Origin of the sequence: Croceicoccus naphthovorans, assembly GCF_001028705.1 — a bacterium.
GTDB classification, from domain to species: Bacteria; Pseudomonadota; Alphaproteobacteria; order Sphingomonadales; family Sphingomonadaceae; genus Croceicoccus; species Croceicoccus naphthovorans.
Window position 1 is genome coordinate 3277131 of the sequence record NZ_CP011770.1, and the last position, 14457, is coordinate 3291587.

At 64.8% G+C, this 14457-nt stretch carries 16 protein-coding genes; 7 read left to right on the top strand and 9 right to left on the bottom strand.

Annotation, left to right across the window (positions count from 1 at the left end; all coding sequences use genetic code 11):
* Positions 1-40: 40 nt before the first annotated feature.
* Positions 41-1216, top strand: coding sequence for a tRNA 2-thiouridine(34) synthase MnmA (mnmA, locus tag AB433_RS16200; protein WP_082135072.1), 1176 nt, complete (start codon positions 41-43; stop codon positions 1214-1216).
* Positions 1189-2256 (top strand): hypothetical protein, encoded by a 1068-nt coding sequence (locus tag AB433_RS16205; protein WP_156170861.1) that lies wholly within the window; start codon positions 1189-1191, stop codon positions 2254-2256. The genes mnmA and AB433_RS16205 overlap by 28 nt, the downstream gene beginning before the upstream one ends.
* On the opposite strand, the gene AB433_RS16210 is transcribed toward AB433_RS16205, so the two are convergent.
* Positions 2253-2600, bottom strand: coding sequence for a hypothetical protein (locus AB433_RS16210; RefSeq protein ID WP_245626692.1), 348 nt, complete (start codon positions 2598-2600; stop codon positions 2253-2255). The genes AB433_RS16205 and AB433_RS16210 overlap by 4 nt on opposite strands.
* Positions 2601-2650: 50 nt before the next feature.
* Between AB433_RS16210 and AB433_RS16215 the strand changes: the two genes are divergently transcribed.
* Positions 2651-3787: a serine hydrolase domain-containing protein gene (locus AB433_RS16215; RefSeq protein WP_245626693.1), complete on the top strand. Its 1137-nt coding sequence runs from the start codon at positions 2651-2653 to the stop codon at positions 3785-3787.
* Here AB433_RS16215 and AB433_RS16220 read toward each other — a convergent pair.
* Genes AB433_RS16220 through pdxH form a run of 3 tightly spaced genes read right to left on the bottom strand, consistent with a single transcriptional unit; the run spans position 3781 to position 6220 of the window.
* Complete coding sequence (locus tag AB433_RS16220; protein ID WP_047822475.1) at positions 3781-4575, bottom strand: PhzF family phenazine biosynthesis protein; 795 nt, start codon at positions 4573-4575, stop codon at positions 3781-3783. The two genes, AB433_RS16215 and AB433_RS16220, sit on opposite strands and share 7 nt — an antisense overlap.
* 12 nt (positions 4576-4587) lie before the next feature.
* Positions 4588-5574 (bottom strand): cation diffusion facilitator family transporter, encoded by a 987-nt coding sequence (locus AB433_RS16225; protein WP_047822477.1) that lies wholly within the window; start codon positions 5572-5574, stop codon positions 4588-4590.
* A 4-nt stretch (positions 5575-5578) separates the two neighbouring features.
* Positions 5579-6220, bottom strand: coding sequence for a pyridoxamine 5'-phosphate oxidase (gene pdxH / locus AB433_RS16230; RefSeq protein ID WP_221403521.1), 642 nt, complete (start codon positions 6218-6220; stop codon positions 5579-5581).
* A gap of 103 nt (positions 6221-6323) precedes the next feature.
* Here pdxH and AB433_RS16235 point away from each other — a divergent pair, with 103 nt between their 5' ends.
* The 4 genes from AB433_RS16235 to AB433_RS16250 are packed head-to-tail and all read left to right on the top strand — an operon-like array spanning position 6324 to position 10139.
* Positions 6324-7283 carry a DnaJ C-terminal domain-containing protein gene (locus AB433_RS16235; protein WP_047822481.1) on the top strand — a complete coding sequence of 320 codons (960 nt, stop codon included), beginning with the start codon at positions 6324-6326 and terminating at the stop codon, positions 7281-7283.
* Positions 7284-7338: 55 nt separating this feature from the next.
* Positions 7339-8280 carry a YihY/virulence factor BrkB family protein gene (locus tag AB433_RS16240; RefSeq protein WP_245626694.1) on the top strand — a complete coding sequence of 314 codons (942 nt, stop codon included), beginning with the start codon at positions 7339-7341 and terminating at the stop codon, positions 8278-8280.
* Between the two features lie 10 nt (positions 8281-8290).
* The gene (gene fabI / locus AB433_RS16245; RefSeq protein WP_047822484.1) at positions 8291-9127 is read left to right on the top strand and encodes an enoyl-ACP reductase FabI; all 837 of its coding nucleotides are present in this window, start codon (positions 8291-8293) and stop codon (positions 9125-9127) included.
* A gap of 13 nt (positions 9128-9140) precedes the next feature.
* Complete coding sequence (locus AB433_RS16250; protein ID WP_047822485.1) at positions 9141-10139, top strand: GDP-mannose 4,6-dehydratase; 999 nt, start codon at positions 9141-9143, stop codon at positions 10137-10139.
* A gap of 7 nt (positions 10140-10146) precedes the next feature.
* Here the strand turns inward: AB433_RS16250 and AB433_RS16255 are convergent, their stop codons facing one another.
* From AB433_RS16255 to AB433_RS16275, 5 genes are all read right to left on the bottom strand, one after another.
* Complete coding sequence (locus AB433_RS16255; RefSeq protein WP_047824335.1) at positions 10147-10707, bottom strand: hypothetical protein; 561 nt, start codon at positions 10705-10707, stop codon at positions 10147-10149.
* 85 nt (positions 10708-10792) lie between these two features.
* Positions 10793-11323 carry a demethoxyubiquinone hydroxylase family protein gene (locus tag AB433_RS16260; protein ID WP_047822487.1) on the bottom strand — a complete coding sequence of 177 codons (531 nt, stop codon included), beginning with the start codon at positions 11321-11323 and terminating at the stop codon, positions 10793-10795.
* Positions 11320-11811, bottom strand: coding sequence for a disulfide bond formation protein B (locus tag AB433_RS16265; protein ID WP_047822489.1), 492 nt, complete (start codon positions 11809-11811; stop codon positions 11320-11322). Before AB433_RS16265 ends, AB433_RS16260 begins: the two co-directional genes overlap by 4 nt.
* Positions 11812-11827: 16 nt before the next feature.
* Entirely contained in the window at positions 11828-13210 is a 1383-nt protein-coding gene (locus AB433_RS16270) for a S41 family peptidase (RefSeq protein ID WP_047822491.1), read from the bottom strand.
* Between the two features lie 113 nt (positions 13211-13323).
* The gene (locus tag AB433_RS16275) at positions 13324-14457 is read right to left on the bottom strand and encodes a murein hydrolase activator EnvC family protein (protein ID WP_169749376.1); all 1134 of its coding nucleotides are present in this window, start codon (positions 14455-14457) and stop codon (positions 13324-13326) included.

The window sequence follows — 14457 nt, forward strand, 5'->3', positions numbered from 1 at the left end:
CGCCAACGTGTAGGGGCACGCCATGCCCGACAGGCCCGCCATGACCGATTCCGCCATTACACCCACGCGTCCGACGGATGCGCCCGACCCGGCTGCGCTGTTTCAGCTGGAACAGCCGCTGTCCGCGCGCCGGATCGTCGTGGCGATGTCGGGCGGGGTCGATTCTTCGGTCGTCGCGGCGCTGGCTGCGCAGAGCGGGGCCGAAGTGATCGGCGTGACGCTGCAACTGTACGATCATGGTGAGGCGGTGAAGCGCAAGGGCGCGTGCTGCGCCGGCGATGATATTCGCGATGCGCGCGCCGTGGCGGACAAGCTGGGCATCGCGCACTACGTCTTCGATCACGAAAGCGCCTTTCGCGAAGACGTGATCGACCGCTTTGCCGACGAGTATATGGCCGGGCGCACGCCGGTGCCGTGCATCCGTTGCAACATGGGCGTAAAATTCACAGACCTGTTTCGCATGGCCCGCGAACTGGGCGCGGATTGCCTTGCCACCGGGCACTATGTACAGCGTGTGATCGGCGCGGCAGGCCCCGAACTGCACCGCGCGGCGGACCCTGCGCGCGACCAATCGTACTTCCTTTACGGCACGACCGACGAACAGCTGGCTTTCCTGCGCTTCCCCTTGGGCGGCTTGCCCAAGCCTTATGTTCGCGAGATCGCGGCCGGCATCGGGCTGGGCGTGGCGAGCAAGCCCGACAGTCAGGACATCTGCTTCGTGCCCGATGGCGACTACGCTTCGCTTGTCAAGAAATTGCGCCCCGCTGCCGCCAACGTGGGCGACATCGTCCATGCACAAAGCGGCGAAACGCTGGGGCGGCACAAGGGGATCATCCACTATACCGTCGGCCAGCGCCGGGGGCTGGAAATCGGCGGACAGGCCGAACCGCTTTACGTCACCGGCATCGATGCGCAGCGGCAGGCTGTGCTGGTCGGGCCAAAGCGGATGCTGGCCGTGGGCGCGATGACAGTGGTGGAAACCAATCGGATCGGGCCCCTTCCCACGACCGGGCCTGATACGCAACTGACTGTAAAGGTTCGCTCTCTTGCGAAACCGGTGCCCTGCCGGATAGGAGGACCGTTCGGCGATGACGCGGCAACCCGCATCGTCTTCGACAAACCCGAATACGGCGTCGCGCCGGGACAGGCGGCGGTGGTCTATGCGGGGGAAAGGGTCATCGGCGGCGGATGGATAGAGGGTACCGAAAAGGCCTGAAGCTGGAGCCGGACCGCAAGAGCCGGACGACATGGCTTGGCCTGCTGATCGGGTCGTGGCTGTTCATCGCATTGCTGGCGTGGTTCGATCCGTTCGCGATCGGCCGGTATCGGTATGAGGAACCGGCCCCGCCGGAAGAGCCGATCACGCTGGTGACGCCGCCGCGCGGGGATGGCGTTGTTCGAGGTGTCACTCTGGCGAGCGACGGGCGCGGGCAGCGTTTCGTTTTTGGATCGATTGCCGAGGCGCCGACGCGATACGGCACAAGTGATCAGTTGATGCGCTCCAGCTTTGCGGGCGAAGGTGGCGGGCCGCAAAGCCTGACCGAAGCCATGGGCAGCGAAGCCAGCGCCTTTATCGGCAATGTCGGATCGGTGGTCCGCGTAATCGCGCTGGCGGTGCCGGGATACGATCGCTGGAATTCGCAGGACGAAGAAAGGGTCGTCACCGGCGGACAGGAAGGTTCGATGATAAAGCCGGAGCCTCTGGCAGATCGGGTTATCCTGTCGAACGGGTGCCTAAGGCTTGGGGCTGCCGACGGGCCGCTGGTGATCCTTACCCCACGCGTCAACGCAATCTTCATCGACGACGCGGGATGGCTGACGGTGGGTGGGCTTGCCGGAATGCATAGTTTGCGCGTGGGCGAAACTGGCGTCGTGCGGGGCGATCCGGTGCAGCACAACGACCCGGCGCTCGAAGCGCTACGCCTTCAATGCGGGGGCGGCGCGGGGGTGTTCGTGACCGATATTCAGCGCCCGCCCGTCTGCGACATTACTGCTGCACAGGCCGAAGAGAACCGCTCGGTTATGACCGAGAACCAGCGGCAGATCGAAATGACCATGCGGGCCGGGCGCGAGGAGCAGATCGCCAATTGCATGGCCATGGGTGAAAGCCGCATCCGCTGCCAGAACACGATCCCGCCGATGCCGCCCGCACCGGGCATGAGCATGGAGGTTCCGCACCCCGGCCTCGGTCCGGGCAATATGTGCATTCCGCAGGAAGACCTGCCACTCGGCGCTTGGACGCCGCCCGCGTCCTAACCCTCGTAAGGCTCCAGCATACAGCCCCAGCCCTTGCGATAGGTCGCGGTCGTGCTGGCGATCAGCGGGACGCTGGCGGTTACCGTCTTTGCGCTCGCATCCTCGCTCAGTGACACCAGCGCCATCCCGTCAAGGAAGTCGCCCTCGCAAGAGGCCAGATCGCGTCCGCCGACATATTTGCACGAACAGGCGACTCGCGCGCCGAATGCCGTACCCGCTTCGGCCTGACGGGTCAGCGGGGTCCAGCCCCATGCCAGCAGGACGGCCAGCAAAAGCACGGTGCCCATCGTCGCGCGTTTCCAGCGCGGGCGCGATTGCGTTGGGGGCGGATTACTGGTGGGCATGGCGGTGGCTCGGCTTGCTAAGCGGGGTCGATGTGGTCGATCAGGCGCGGGTGAAACGTGCGATCCCCTTTATCCTTGCCGCCGCCATGCTGCCAGCACTCTCCGCTTGCGGTGTGGATGACGACGGCACGCCGCCGCCGCCCTCCGCCGAATCGCTGGCCGCCACGGCCAAGGGCGACACCGGCGCATCGCGCGAAGGGCTGGCCCGCGCCATCGATGGCGTCTTTGCGAACGAGGTGGGCGAGACGCGCGCGTTGCTGGTGATGCGCGACGGCAAAGTGGTCGCGGAACGTTACGCCGAGGGATTCGGGCCGGAGACGCGGCATGTCGGCTGGTCGCTGACGAAGACGGTGACCGGGGTGCTGATCGGCATGCTGATCGCCGATGGCTCGCTCTCGCTCGACGAACCGGCCCCTTTGCCGCTGTGGCAACGCAGCGGCGACCCGCGTAGCGAAGTGACGATCCGCGAGTTGCTTCAAATGCGATCGGGCCTGCGCCATGCGGAAGGGGCCGATCCCTCGTACACCGCCGATACTGCGCGTATGCTGTTCCTCGACGGGCGCGACGACATGGCCCATTATGCCGCGACGCAGCCGCTGGATGCAGATCCTGGCAGCGAATACGACTATTCCACCGCGACCAGCGTGATTTTGGCCGATGTCGCGACGCGCGCGCTCACCCCGTCCGACCGCCCAGAGGTGCGCCATGCCGCGATGGCTACCTATCTGCAAGAGCGGCTGTTCGAACCATTGGGCATGACCAGCGCCTATCCCGAATTCGACGCATCGGGCACGCTGACCGGCGGCAGTATGATCCACGCCACCGCGCGCGATTGGGCCACCTTTGGGGAAATGCTGCGCAAGGGCGGCGTCACGCATAACGGGACGCGCGTCGTGCCGCGCAAGTGGATCGCGTTCATGTCGACGCCCAGCCCGACCGATCCGGCCTTTGGCGCGCATCTGTGGCTGAACCGCGCGCGGCCAGAGGGGCGCGATCCGGTACTGTTCCCCGGCGACGCGCCGAAATCACTGATCGCGATGCTGGGCTTTCGCGGGCAATATGTCGTGGTGTCGCCCGAACAGGGTCTGACCGTCGTGCGGCTTGGCGTGTCGAGCGAGGAAGATCAGGTCCCCCTGCGCGCGGCGATGGGCGCGCTGGTCGCGAGTTTCCCGCTGGAACGTCAGTAGGAAAAGAAGCCCTCGACCACCGTCACGCATGGTCCGCCCAGCCAGACGACATCGCCGTCCAACCGGCATGACAAGTGCCCGCCCCGGTGCGAAGCCTGAAACGCGGTGAACGCGCTACGCGCCAGACGGTCGGCCCAGAACGGGGTCAGCGCGGCATGGGCAGAACCGGTCACGCTATCCTCGTCCACGCCAGCGCCCGGCACGAACACACGACTGACGATATCGGTATCCTCACCCGGAGCGGTACAAATGAACTGGTGATCGCCCAGCGTGGCCAGCGCCTTCATGTCGGGCTGAAGAGCCCGAACCTTTGCCGCGTTTTCAAAAAAGAACAGGTTGTACCCGTCGTCCGAACGGGCAATCGCCGCCGGCGCATCGCCCAGCGCGGCCACCGCTTGCGGGAATTCGCCATAGCGGGTCGGGATGGCGGGCAGCCCCAACGCATAGCAATCGTCGGTGCGCTTCACCGTCAGCACCCCGGCCTGCCGCGTCTGGAATCGCACGACATCGCCCCCGTCGCGGCTTAGCACCACATGACCTGCAGCCAACGTCGCGTGGCCGCAGAGGCGAATCTCGCAATCGGGCGTGAACCAGCGGAGATGCCAATCAGCCTCCGGCCCCTCGTGCGGGACAAGGAAGGCGGTCTCGGCGAAGTTGTTCTCGTTTCCGATGCGCGCCATCGTCGTATCGTCGGGAAAGCCGTGCTCGTAGATCATCACCGCCGCCTGATTCCCTTCGAATGCGTGGGCGGCAAAGGCATCGACGTGCCAATAGGGGATCACGAGCATTGCAGCGGCCTTTCAGGCGGGCTTCTCTTCGGGAAAATCGGCATCGACCCCTTCGGACAGAAGGTCGACGGGTTTGGGCGCATCGGGTTCGATATGCCCTTCGGGATCGGTGTGGATCAGGAATTCGGTATCGGGGAATCTCGCAAGCAACTTCGCCTCGATTGCGTCCATCACGTCGTGCGCTTCGGCCACGGTCATGTGCGGATCGACGGTGATGTGGAACTGCGCGAAATCGCGGTGCCCGGCGGTGCGGGTGCGCAAATCGTGCACACCGTGCAGGTCGGGATTGTCGCGGATCGTGTCGAGCAGACGCTGCCGCTTCTCGACCGGCCATTCGCGGTCCATCAGGTTGTCGACAGCCTGCTGGCTCGCCTCCCAAGCATTCCATCCCAGCCAGAGCGCGATGATCAGGCCGAAGACCGGATCCGCACCGGTAATGCCCGCATACTGGTCCAGCACCAGTGCCGCGATCACGCCGAAATTCAGCAGGATATCCGACTTGTAGTGGACGTGGTCGGTCTGAATGGCGAGGCTGTTCGTCCGCTTGATCACATGCCGCTGCCACGCCAGCAGCAGCAGGGTCGCGCCCATCGCGATGATCGACACGCCGATGCCCGTCTCCGCCGCCTCTGTCCGACCGCCACCGATCCACATATCTATAGAGCGCGCGGCAAGGCCCACGGCCGATATAGAGATGAGAACGACCTGCACCAGCGCAGCCAGCGCCTCTGCCTTGCCGTGACCGAAGCGGTGATCGGCATCGGCAGGTTGTGCCGCGACCCAGACGCCGATCAGGGTGACGAGAGAGGCCACGAGGTCGAGCGCAGTGTCGGCAAGACTGCCCAGCATCGCAGTCGATCCGGTCTGTATCGTGGCAAAGATTTTCAGCGCAAGCAGCAGCAGCGCGACGCTCATGCTCGCCATCGCGGCGCTGCGGGTTAACAGCGCGCGTTCTTCCGCCGCGGTGCGGGCCGGTGCCGGTTCGCTCAGTGTCGCCATGCTATCAGGGGTACAGCAGGGTGGATGCCCAGCCGCCGCTGCCGCGCGTAAAGCGGCGGCGTTCGTGCAGGCGGAAGGGCCGGTCGTGCCAGAACTCTATGGCCTGCGGCACAAGACGATACCCGCTCCAGTGCGAAGGGCGCGGCACGTCCTTGCCCTCGTAGGTGCGGCGCACGTTCTCGAACCGCTCGATGAATTCGCGGCGGTCGCTCATCGGGGCGGACTGGTCGCTGGCGGCGGCGCCCAGCTGCGAATCGCGGGCGCGGCTGGCGAAATAGGAGTTGGCCATGTCGTCGCTTACCGGCTCCAGCGGGCCTTCGATGCGAATCTGACGGCGCAGGCTTTTCCAGTGGAACAGCAGCGCCGCCTGCGGGTTGGCGGCGATCTCGGAACCCTTGCGGCTAAGGGTGTTGGTATAGAACACAAATCCGCCACCGGAGCCGAGGTCTGCGCCATGCCCCTTCAGCAGGACCATGCGCACCGAAGGCGCGCCGCCCGGCGTTGCGGTGGCCAGCGCCATCGCGTTGGCGTCGTTCGGTTCGCTGTCCCGCGCCTCTGCAAACCAGTCGTCGAACAGGACGAAGGGGTCGCCGGTGGGAATCGCGTCTTCTGCCAGCAGTTCGGGTTCCACGTCGTGTGCTCTCAAGGGTCCAAAAATCAGGTGCTGCGCCCATGGCCAACATAGGCACGGTTGCGCCTTCGCGCAAAGGTCCGTTGCGCAAGGGCAAAAGGCACCCTAGCTAACGGTCATGGCCGATCCCTATTCGATCCTGAACGTGCCGCGTGGCGCCAGCGAAAAGGACATCAAGTCCGCCTATCGCAAACTGGCGAAGGAACTGCACCCCGATCGCAACAAGGACAATCCCAAGGCGGCGGAACGCTTTTCCGACGTAACCAAGGCCTATGATCTGTTGTCCGACAAGGACAAGCGCGCTCAGTTCGACCGGGGCGAGATCGACCTTGACGGCAATCCGCAGATGCCATTCGGCATGGGTGGCGGTCGTCGCGGGCATCCCGGCGCCGGCCCGGGCGGTTTTGGCGGTGGCGGCTTCGGCGGGGGCGAGGAAGTCGACCTGTCGGACCTGTTCGGCGACCTGTTCGGCGGGGGCGCACGGCAACAGCGCGGTGGCGGCAATCCGTTCGGCGGCCAAGGCGGTTTTGGCGGTGGCGGCCCGCGTCGTCCCCCGCCCAAGGGCGCGAACGTGCAGTACCGGCTGGCCGTATCGCTGACCGATGTCGCCAACCTCGCGCCGCAGCGGATAACGCTGTCCGACGGCAAGACCATCGACCTGAAACTGCCCAACGGGACCGAAGACGGCACGCAGATGCGCCTGTCCGGCAAAGGCGAACAGGGTCCCGGCGGTGCGGGCGATGCCATCGTGACGATTGTAGAGAAACCACACAGCGTGTTCCGCCGCGATGGCGATGACGTCCGGCTCGACCTGCCGGTCACCCTGGACGAGGCGGTGAACGGCGCAAAAGTCAAAGTGCCGACCACCAGCGGCGCAGTGATGCTGACGGTCGCGCCGGGCAGCTCGTCGGGTAAGGTCCTGCGCCTGAAAGGTAAGGGCTTTACCCGCAAGGACGGCAGCCGCGGCGATCAGCTTGTCACGCTGGAAATCGACTTGCCCGAAGCCGATGCCGACCTGAAGCAACGGCTGGAAGGCTGGACCGATTCGCGTGCCGTAAGGTCCAGGCTGGGGGTTTGACCCTTGCCGCCATCCTCCGCCCTGCCCCGGTCCCCGCGATGACGGGGCCGGAAGGGTGGTAAGGAAACGGATCAAGCGGCAGTTCCACCGGGTCAAATCCGAAGTCGGCCCGGGCACCCGCGCCTTCGAAATTGCCAAGCGCGTTGCCGCCGGCGCGTGGCAGGACGGGTTCATCCATGCGGGCAACCTTGCCTATATGGCGATCCTGTCACTGTTCCCCTTTTTCATCGTCGCCGCCGGGGTATTCAGCCTTGTCGGCGATGCCGCCGACCGCACCGCCGCGATAAACGCGATCCTGCTGGCCGTGCCCCGCGTCGTCGCCGAAGTGGTGGAGCCGGTGGCGAAGGACGTCGTCTCCGCCCGCACCGGCTGGCTGTTGTGGGCGGGCGCGCTGTTCGGTTTGTGGACGGTATCCAGCCTGATCGAGACGATCCGCGACATCCTGCACCGCGCCTATGGCACCAAGCCCTCGGTCAGTTTCCTGAAATACAGGCTATTGTCAGTGGGGGTCATCATCGGTTCGATCGTGATCCTGATGATGTCGCTTTCCGCGCAGTTCTTCATCACCGCCACGCAGGAGGTGATCGACGCGTGGTTCCCGCAGGCGCTGGGTATGGACAAGACGCTGCGACTAACGCGCATCATACCCGCGTTCGGGCTTTTCTTTTCGCTTTGGCTTCTGTTCGTCACGCTCACACCCAAGAAATTTCGCGGGCCCGAATATGCAAAATGGCCCGGCGCGCTGCTGGTCTCTGGGTGGTGGATCACCGTTACCGTCGCCCTGCCCTTCGTCTTGCGCAGCCTGTTCGCCTATGACCTGACCTATGGCAGCCTTGCCGGGGTGATGATCGCCCTTTTCTTTTTCTGGCTGGTCGGGCTAGGGCTCGTCGTCGGCGCCGAACTGAACGCGGCGCTGGCCAATGTTCCGCGCGACGATCTGCCGCTGGAGCATAAGGTTGATCCGGACGCGGCAGAACCCGCGCCGTTGCAGGAATGAGTTTGCGACCATGAATAGCGAAACCACCGAACAGGCAGTCCCCACCGGCACGCTGATGCAGGGCAAGCGCGGGCTGATCATGGGCCTTGCCAACGACAAGTCGCTGGCCTGGGGCATTGCCAAGGCGCTGGCGGCACAGGGGGCGGAACTGGCGTTTTCCTATCAGGGCGAAGCGCTCGCCAAACGCGTGAAACCGCTGGCGGAGAGCCTGGGCAGCGATTTCCTGCTGGAATGCGACGTTTCGGACATGGACGCGCTCGACACCGCGTTCGAAACGCTGGCCGCGCGTTGGCCCAAGATCGACTTCATCGTCCACGCCATCGGCTTTTCCGACAAGAACGAGCTGCGCGGGAAATATCTCGACACCAGCCTCGAAAATTTCCTGATGACGATGAATATTTCCGCCTACAGCCTGGTCGCGGTGACAAAACGCGCGGCGGCGATGATGGATGCGGGCGGTTCGATCCTGACGCTGTCCTACTACGGCGCAGAGAAGGTAATTCCACACTACAACGTGATGGGCGTTGCAAAGGCGGCGCTGGAAACCAGCGTGCAGTACCTTGCCAACGATCTTGGCCCCGACGGAATCCGCGTCAACGCGATTTCTGCCGGCCCGATCAAGACGCTGGCCGCCAGCGGGATCGGCGATTTCCGTTACATCCTGAAGTGGAACGAGCTGAACAGCCCGATGCGGCGCAATGTCACCATCGACGATGTCGGCGGCTCGGCGCTATACCTGTTGTCCGACCTCGCTTCGGGCGTGACGGGCGAAACGCACCATGTCGATTGCGGCTACAACGTCATCGGCATGAAGCAGGAAGACGCGCCCGACATCGCGCTGGCCTGACGGTCCCCGCCTTATGACGACCCTGATTACCGGAGCCGCCGGATTCATCGGAGCGGCCCTTGCCAAGGCGCTGTTGGCACGCGGCGAGACGGTAATCGGGATCGACAACCTGAACGATTACTACGACCCGGCGCTGAAACGCGCCCGGCTGGACGACGTTCGGGCGGCGGCAGGCAATCGCTTTGCCTTTGTCGAGCATGACTTTGCCGACATGGCGGGGCTGAATACCGCGCTGGCCGGGTACGAATTCGACCGCATCGCGCATCTGGGGGCGCAGGCGGGCGTGCGGTACTCGATCGAGAATCCGCACGCCTATGCGCAATCGAACCTGGTCGGGCATCTGAACATGCTCGAACTGGCGCGGCACCGGGGCGTGGCGCACATGGTCTATGCCAGCTCGTCCTCCGTCTATGGCGGAAACGAAAAAGTGCCGTTCGGGGTCGACGACCGGGTCGATCATCCCGTCTCGCTTTATGCCGCGACCAAGAAGGCGGACGAGTTGATGAGCGAGACCTACGCCCATCTCTATCGCCTTCCGCTGACGGGGCTGCGGTTTTTCACCGTCTATGGCCCGTGGGGTCGGCCCGACATGATGATGTGGATCTTCACCGGCAAGATCCTGCGCGGTGAACCGATCCCTGTGTTCAATCACGGCGAGATGTACCGCGATTTCACGTGGATCGACGATATCGTGGCAGGCGTCGTTGCCTGTCTCGACCATCCGCCCGCGGACGATGGCGCGGTAAAGCCGGGTGGCAGCACCAAGCCGCACGCGATCTACAACATCGGTAACAACCGGTCGGAGCACCTGATGCGGGTGATCGGATTGCTGGAGGATGCCTGCGGGCGCAAGGCAGAGATACAGATGCTGCCTATGCAGGCGGGCGATGTGCCGCGCACCTTTGCCGACATAGATGCGATCAAACGCAACCTCGGCTATGCGCCGACGACGAGCGTGGACGAAGGCGTGCCGCGTTTCGTGGAATGGTTCCGGCAGTACAACCGGGTCTGACCGGCGTTTAGTCGGCGACGATCACCGGCAGGGGTTCCGCATCGGGGTCCTGACCGGCGGCTTCGGCAGCCTGACGGCGCGCTTCGTACTCGGCTTCCAGTGCCTCGACACGTTCCTGCTCAAGCCGCGACGTCTCGTCGATTTCGGCAAGGCGGGCCTGCCGTGCTTCGGACACTAGGCGCCCCATTTCCACGTCGGAACTGTTGCGCTTTTCGTCGTAGGCCTGCTGAATTTCCTTCACGCCGCAGCCGGTCTGGCCTTCCGGTCCGACGGTGTCGCACGATCCAACCCCGGTCGCACCGACTTCGCGGTTGGCGGTAACACGCTCGGCCCAGCTTTCGTTTTCCTTCGATTCGCTCTGGCGCAGGGCGCTGGGGATGCGGAACGGGTCTTCCTGCCGCACGCAAACGACAATCTCTTCCTCGGTGCTGGGCGGACAGGCCTGATCGCCATAGACGATAACCTGATTCACTTTCGGCTCCGAAGCATCCTGAGCGGCAGCGGGGGCAGTGGCAAAACCGAGGCCAGAGGCTAGTCCGAATGCGGCGATAATCGTCTTGACGGTCATGATCGCGCCTCCTTCGAGCGCTGGTCTGTTTCGTGCAATATAGGGCTGCTTGCCGCTGAATGACAGGTGAAGCGGCATCGCGGCGTCAAATCCGCTTGGACAAGGAAATCGCGGCGCGGCAACCCAGCCGGATCGCGCCCGACAACAGGGCATAGGCCGGGGCCCGTTCTGCACCCGACGCCATCGCGGTGGCGTGATGTTCGCGTTCCTCGTCACGGAACTGGCTGACCATCGCAGACAGTTCGGGATCGTCTTGCCCCAGCTCTTCCAGTTGTTCGGAATAGTGCTTGTCGATCTCTGTCTCGATCGCGGCGGTACAGGCCATTGCTGCTTCCGGCCCGATCAGCGCGGTTGCCGCGCCCAGCATGAAACCGGCCCGATCCCACAACGGTTGCAGCAAAGTGGGCCGCACGCCGCGTTCGGCCATCAGGGCGTCGAACCGCTGGCGATGCTCCGCCTCTTGCAGGGCCATCGCAGCCACTTCCTCGGCCCCCGGCGCACGGTCGCCCATCACTGCCAATTGCCCGGCGTAGATGCGGGTCGCACCATATTCGCCCGCCTGATCGACGCGAATCATCGAAGCAATGCGGTCATTCCGGTCCTTATCAGTCATCATGCTTTCCCAACGCGCGAACCGCCGGTCCGTGCCGAAAGCACCAGCACCGCGATGCCGCTGGCGACGGAAATCAGGAAGTTCCAACCCGCCAGAGAGATACCGAACAGGCTCCATGCCACTTCATCGCAGCGCACCGTCGGCGCGTTCATGATCGCTTCCAGAGGATCGACAGCGTCCGATGCGGCGACGGTGGTGCAGGCGGTCAGCCCTTCCCACCAGCCGTATTCGACGCCCGCGTGGAAAGCGCCGATCAGGCCCGACACGATGATCGCGATACCCGCCAGCCGTACCAATACGACCCGGCCCGGCCCCTTCACCGCATAGGCGATTAGCGCCAGCGCGATGGCGACGAAATGCGGATAGCGCTGCCACCAGCACATTTCACATGGATAGAGTCCAAAGCCGTATTGCGAGACATAGGCCCCGCCCAGCAGCGCAGCCGGTACGATCAGCGCAATCAGGTGCGCGGTGGACAAACGGTTGGTCATCGTCGTTACGCCGCGATCAGGGCTTGCTCACCTTTCGCTCGCTGCTCGCCCGCGGATTCTGCGCCAGCCGCGTATTGCGCAGCGTGTCGATGGCATAGTGCATCTGGAAATCCTCGATGCCCCGCTTTTCCAGTTCCTCGGCGCTGATCTGAAAACGCGGATCGTCGACGAGGTCTTTCTCAAGCTCGCGGTCGTCCAGTTCCATCTCGTTGATCAGGTGCCCGCGCAAGTCACTTTCGCGCACCGCGCGTTCGGCCCGCGCCCGCGCATCGGGGTCGGACAGCTGCGGCACGGTAATATCCGGCTCGATCCCACCTTCCTGCACCGACCGGCCCGACGGCGTGTAATACCGCGCCGTCGTCAGCTTCAGCGCCGAATCGTTGGTTAGCGGGACCAGCGTCTGCACGCTGCCCTTACCAAAGCTGCGCTGCCCCATAATCAGCGCGCGGTGGTGGTCCTGCAACGCGCCCGCAACGATTTCGGAGGCGGAGGCACTGCCCGAATCGATCAGGACCACGATCGGAATGCCGCGCGCGATATCGCCCATGCGCGCGGTATAGCTCTCGTTATCGCGCGCGAAACGGCCGCGCTGCGATACGATCTGGCCCTTGTCGAGAAACAGGTCACTCATCGCCACCGCTTCGTCCAGCAAACCGCCGGGGTTCGACCGCATGTCGATGACCAGTCCTTGCGGCTGATGGCCCAGCTTTTGCGTGATCCCCGCCATAGCCTTTTCGACCTCGCGCCCGACGTTGGCGCTGAACGTGGACACGGTGATCACGCCGACGTTGCCGTTTAATTCCCATTCGACCGGGGTGAGTTCGATGATAGCGCGCTTGATGTCGACATCGAACGGCTCGTCGCGGCCGGCGCGGAAGATCGTCAGCTGGATCGGCGTGCCCGGCGCGCCGCGCATCTGCTCCACCGCCTCGTCCAGCGTGCCGCCATAGATCAGCTTGCCATCAAGGTGCGTGATGTAGTCGCCCGCCTTGATCCCGGCGAGGTCGGCGGGCGTGCCCTTGGTCGGCGCGATTACCTTGACCACGCCGTCTTCCATCGTGACCGACAGGCCAAGGCCGCCATAGCTGCCCTCTGTCTGCGTGCGCAGCGTGTCGAACGCAGTCGCATCGAGATAGCCCGAATGCGGGTCGAGGCTGCCCAGCATGCCGTCGATCGCGCCGCGGATCAGCTGGTCGTCATCCACCTGATCGACGTAGTTCGCCTTGATCCGCTGATAGATCATCATCAGCTTGCCGAATTCCGGCGCGCCTTTCGCATCGACGGCGGCAAGGCCAGCGGTCGTCGCGGGCAACATCGACAACGCGGTAACAACCGCCGCCGTGCGCATGAAAAACCCAAAGCGGGATTTGCGGGATGCCGGTTGTGCAGCTGTGGCCATGTGCGGTTTTCTTTGTCCGTGCCTTTGGGCGGCGGCTTCGCACGCCCGGATTTGGTCGGGCATGATATAGAGCAGCCCGGGTTAACGCCAGATGGCAGCTTTTTCGCCCGATTCTAGGGCCGCAGCGGATGAATCGCGCGGCGTCCTTGGCGTAGTTCATACAGGATGCGCGGATCGGCGGTGGGCGCATTGCCCAAGGTTTCGCCGCGCCGCACTTCGCGCCCTATCTCCACACTCGCGCGGTCCAGACCGGCGATCAGGCTGGTGCGCCCGCCCGCATGGCGCAGGATGACAATGGTGCCATAGCCGCGAAACGGCCCGGCAAAGGCGACCTTGCCCGCCAGTGGCGCAACGACCGGCGCGCCGGGGGCGGGGGCAAGGGTGATGCCCTTCTGCCGCCCGCCCGCCGCATCACGCTCGCCAAAACCGGCGAGCACCGTGCCGGGAACCGGCAGGCGGGGCAGCGATTGGGCGCTGGTTTTTTGCGGGGTGGAGGCGGTGAGCAGGGTAGGGCTGGGCAATTCGGCCAGCGCGGCCAGCGTGCGGCGGCCCTCGCGTTCGCTGACGACAAGATCGCCGATCATCCGCGCCTCACCCCGCGCCAGCGTGGCCTCGCGCTGCGCCCTGTTGGCGGCATCGGCCAGCGATTGCGCCTCGCGCATACCCTCTTCGCCCATCGCCAGCAGTTCTTCGCGCCGTTCGGCAAGGTCTCGACTGGCTCTCTCGCCATCGGCCCTGGCCTTGTCGGCAGCGGCGGCAAGCCGGCGCGACCGGTTCAGGTCGCCGCGCAGGTCCTCTGTCGCGCGGGCGATCTGCGGTTGCAGCCCCGCCACCATCGTCCGCATTCGCACGAAATCGCGGATGGAAGAGGGGCGCATGACGAGCAGCAGCATCGGCCGCCGCGCCAATCGTTGCAGCGCGGCCAGCATCCGGGTGAGGGGGGCACGCTTGATCGCCAGATCGTCGCGCAGCACGGTCAGGCGGTTGTTGGCGGTTGCCGCGCGAATCTGCGCCGCCTCCAGCCGCGATTCGGCTTCGGCAATCTCTGCGGTCAGGGCATTGGCGCGCGCTTCGGCCTTCAGCGCACGGTCCTGGATATAGCGGGATTGGTCGGCGAACTGCGCGGCCTGCCGCTCCGCCTCGGCACGTGCGGCCTCGACTTCCCGCAGCCGTTCCTCGGTCGTCGTCGCCGCGCCCGCCGCTGCGGGGAGCGTAGCCAGCAAAAGGACGAAGGCCCGCTTGCGCAT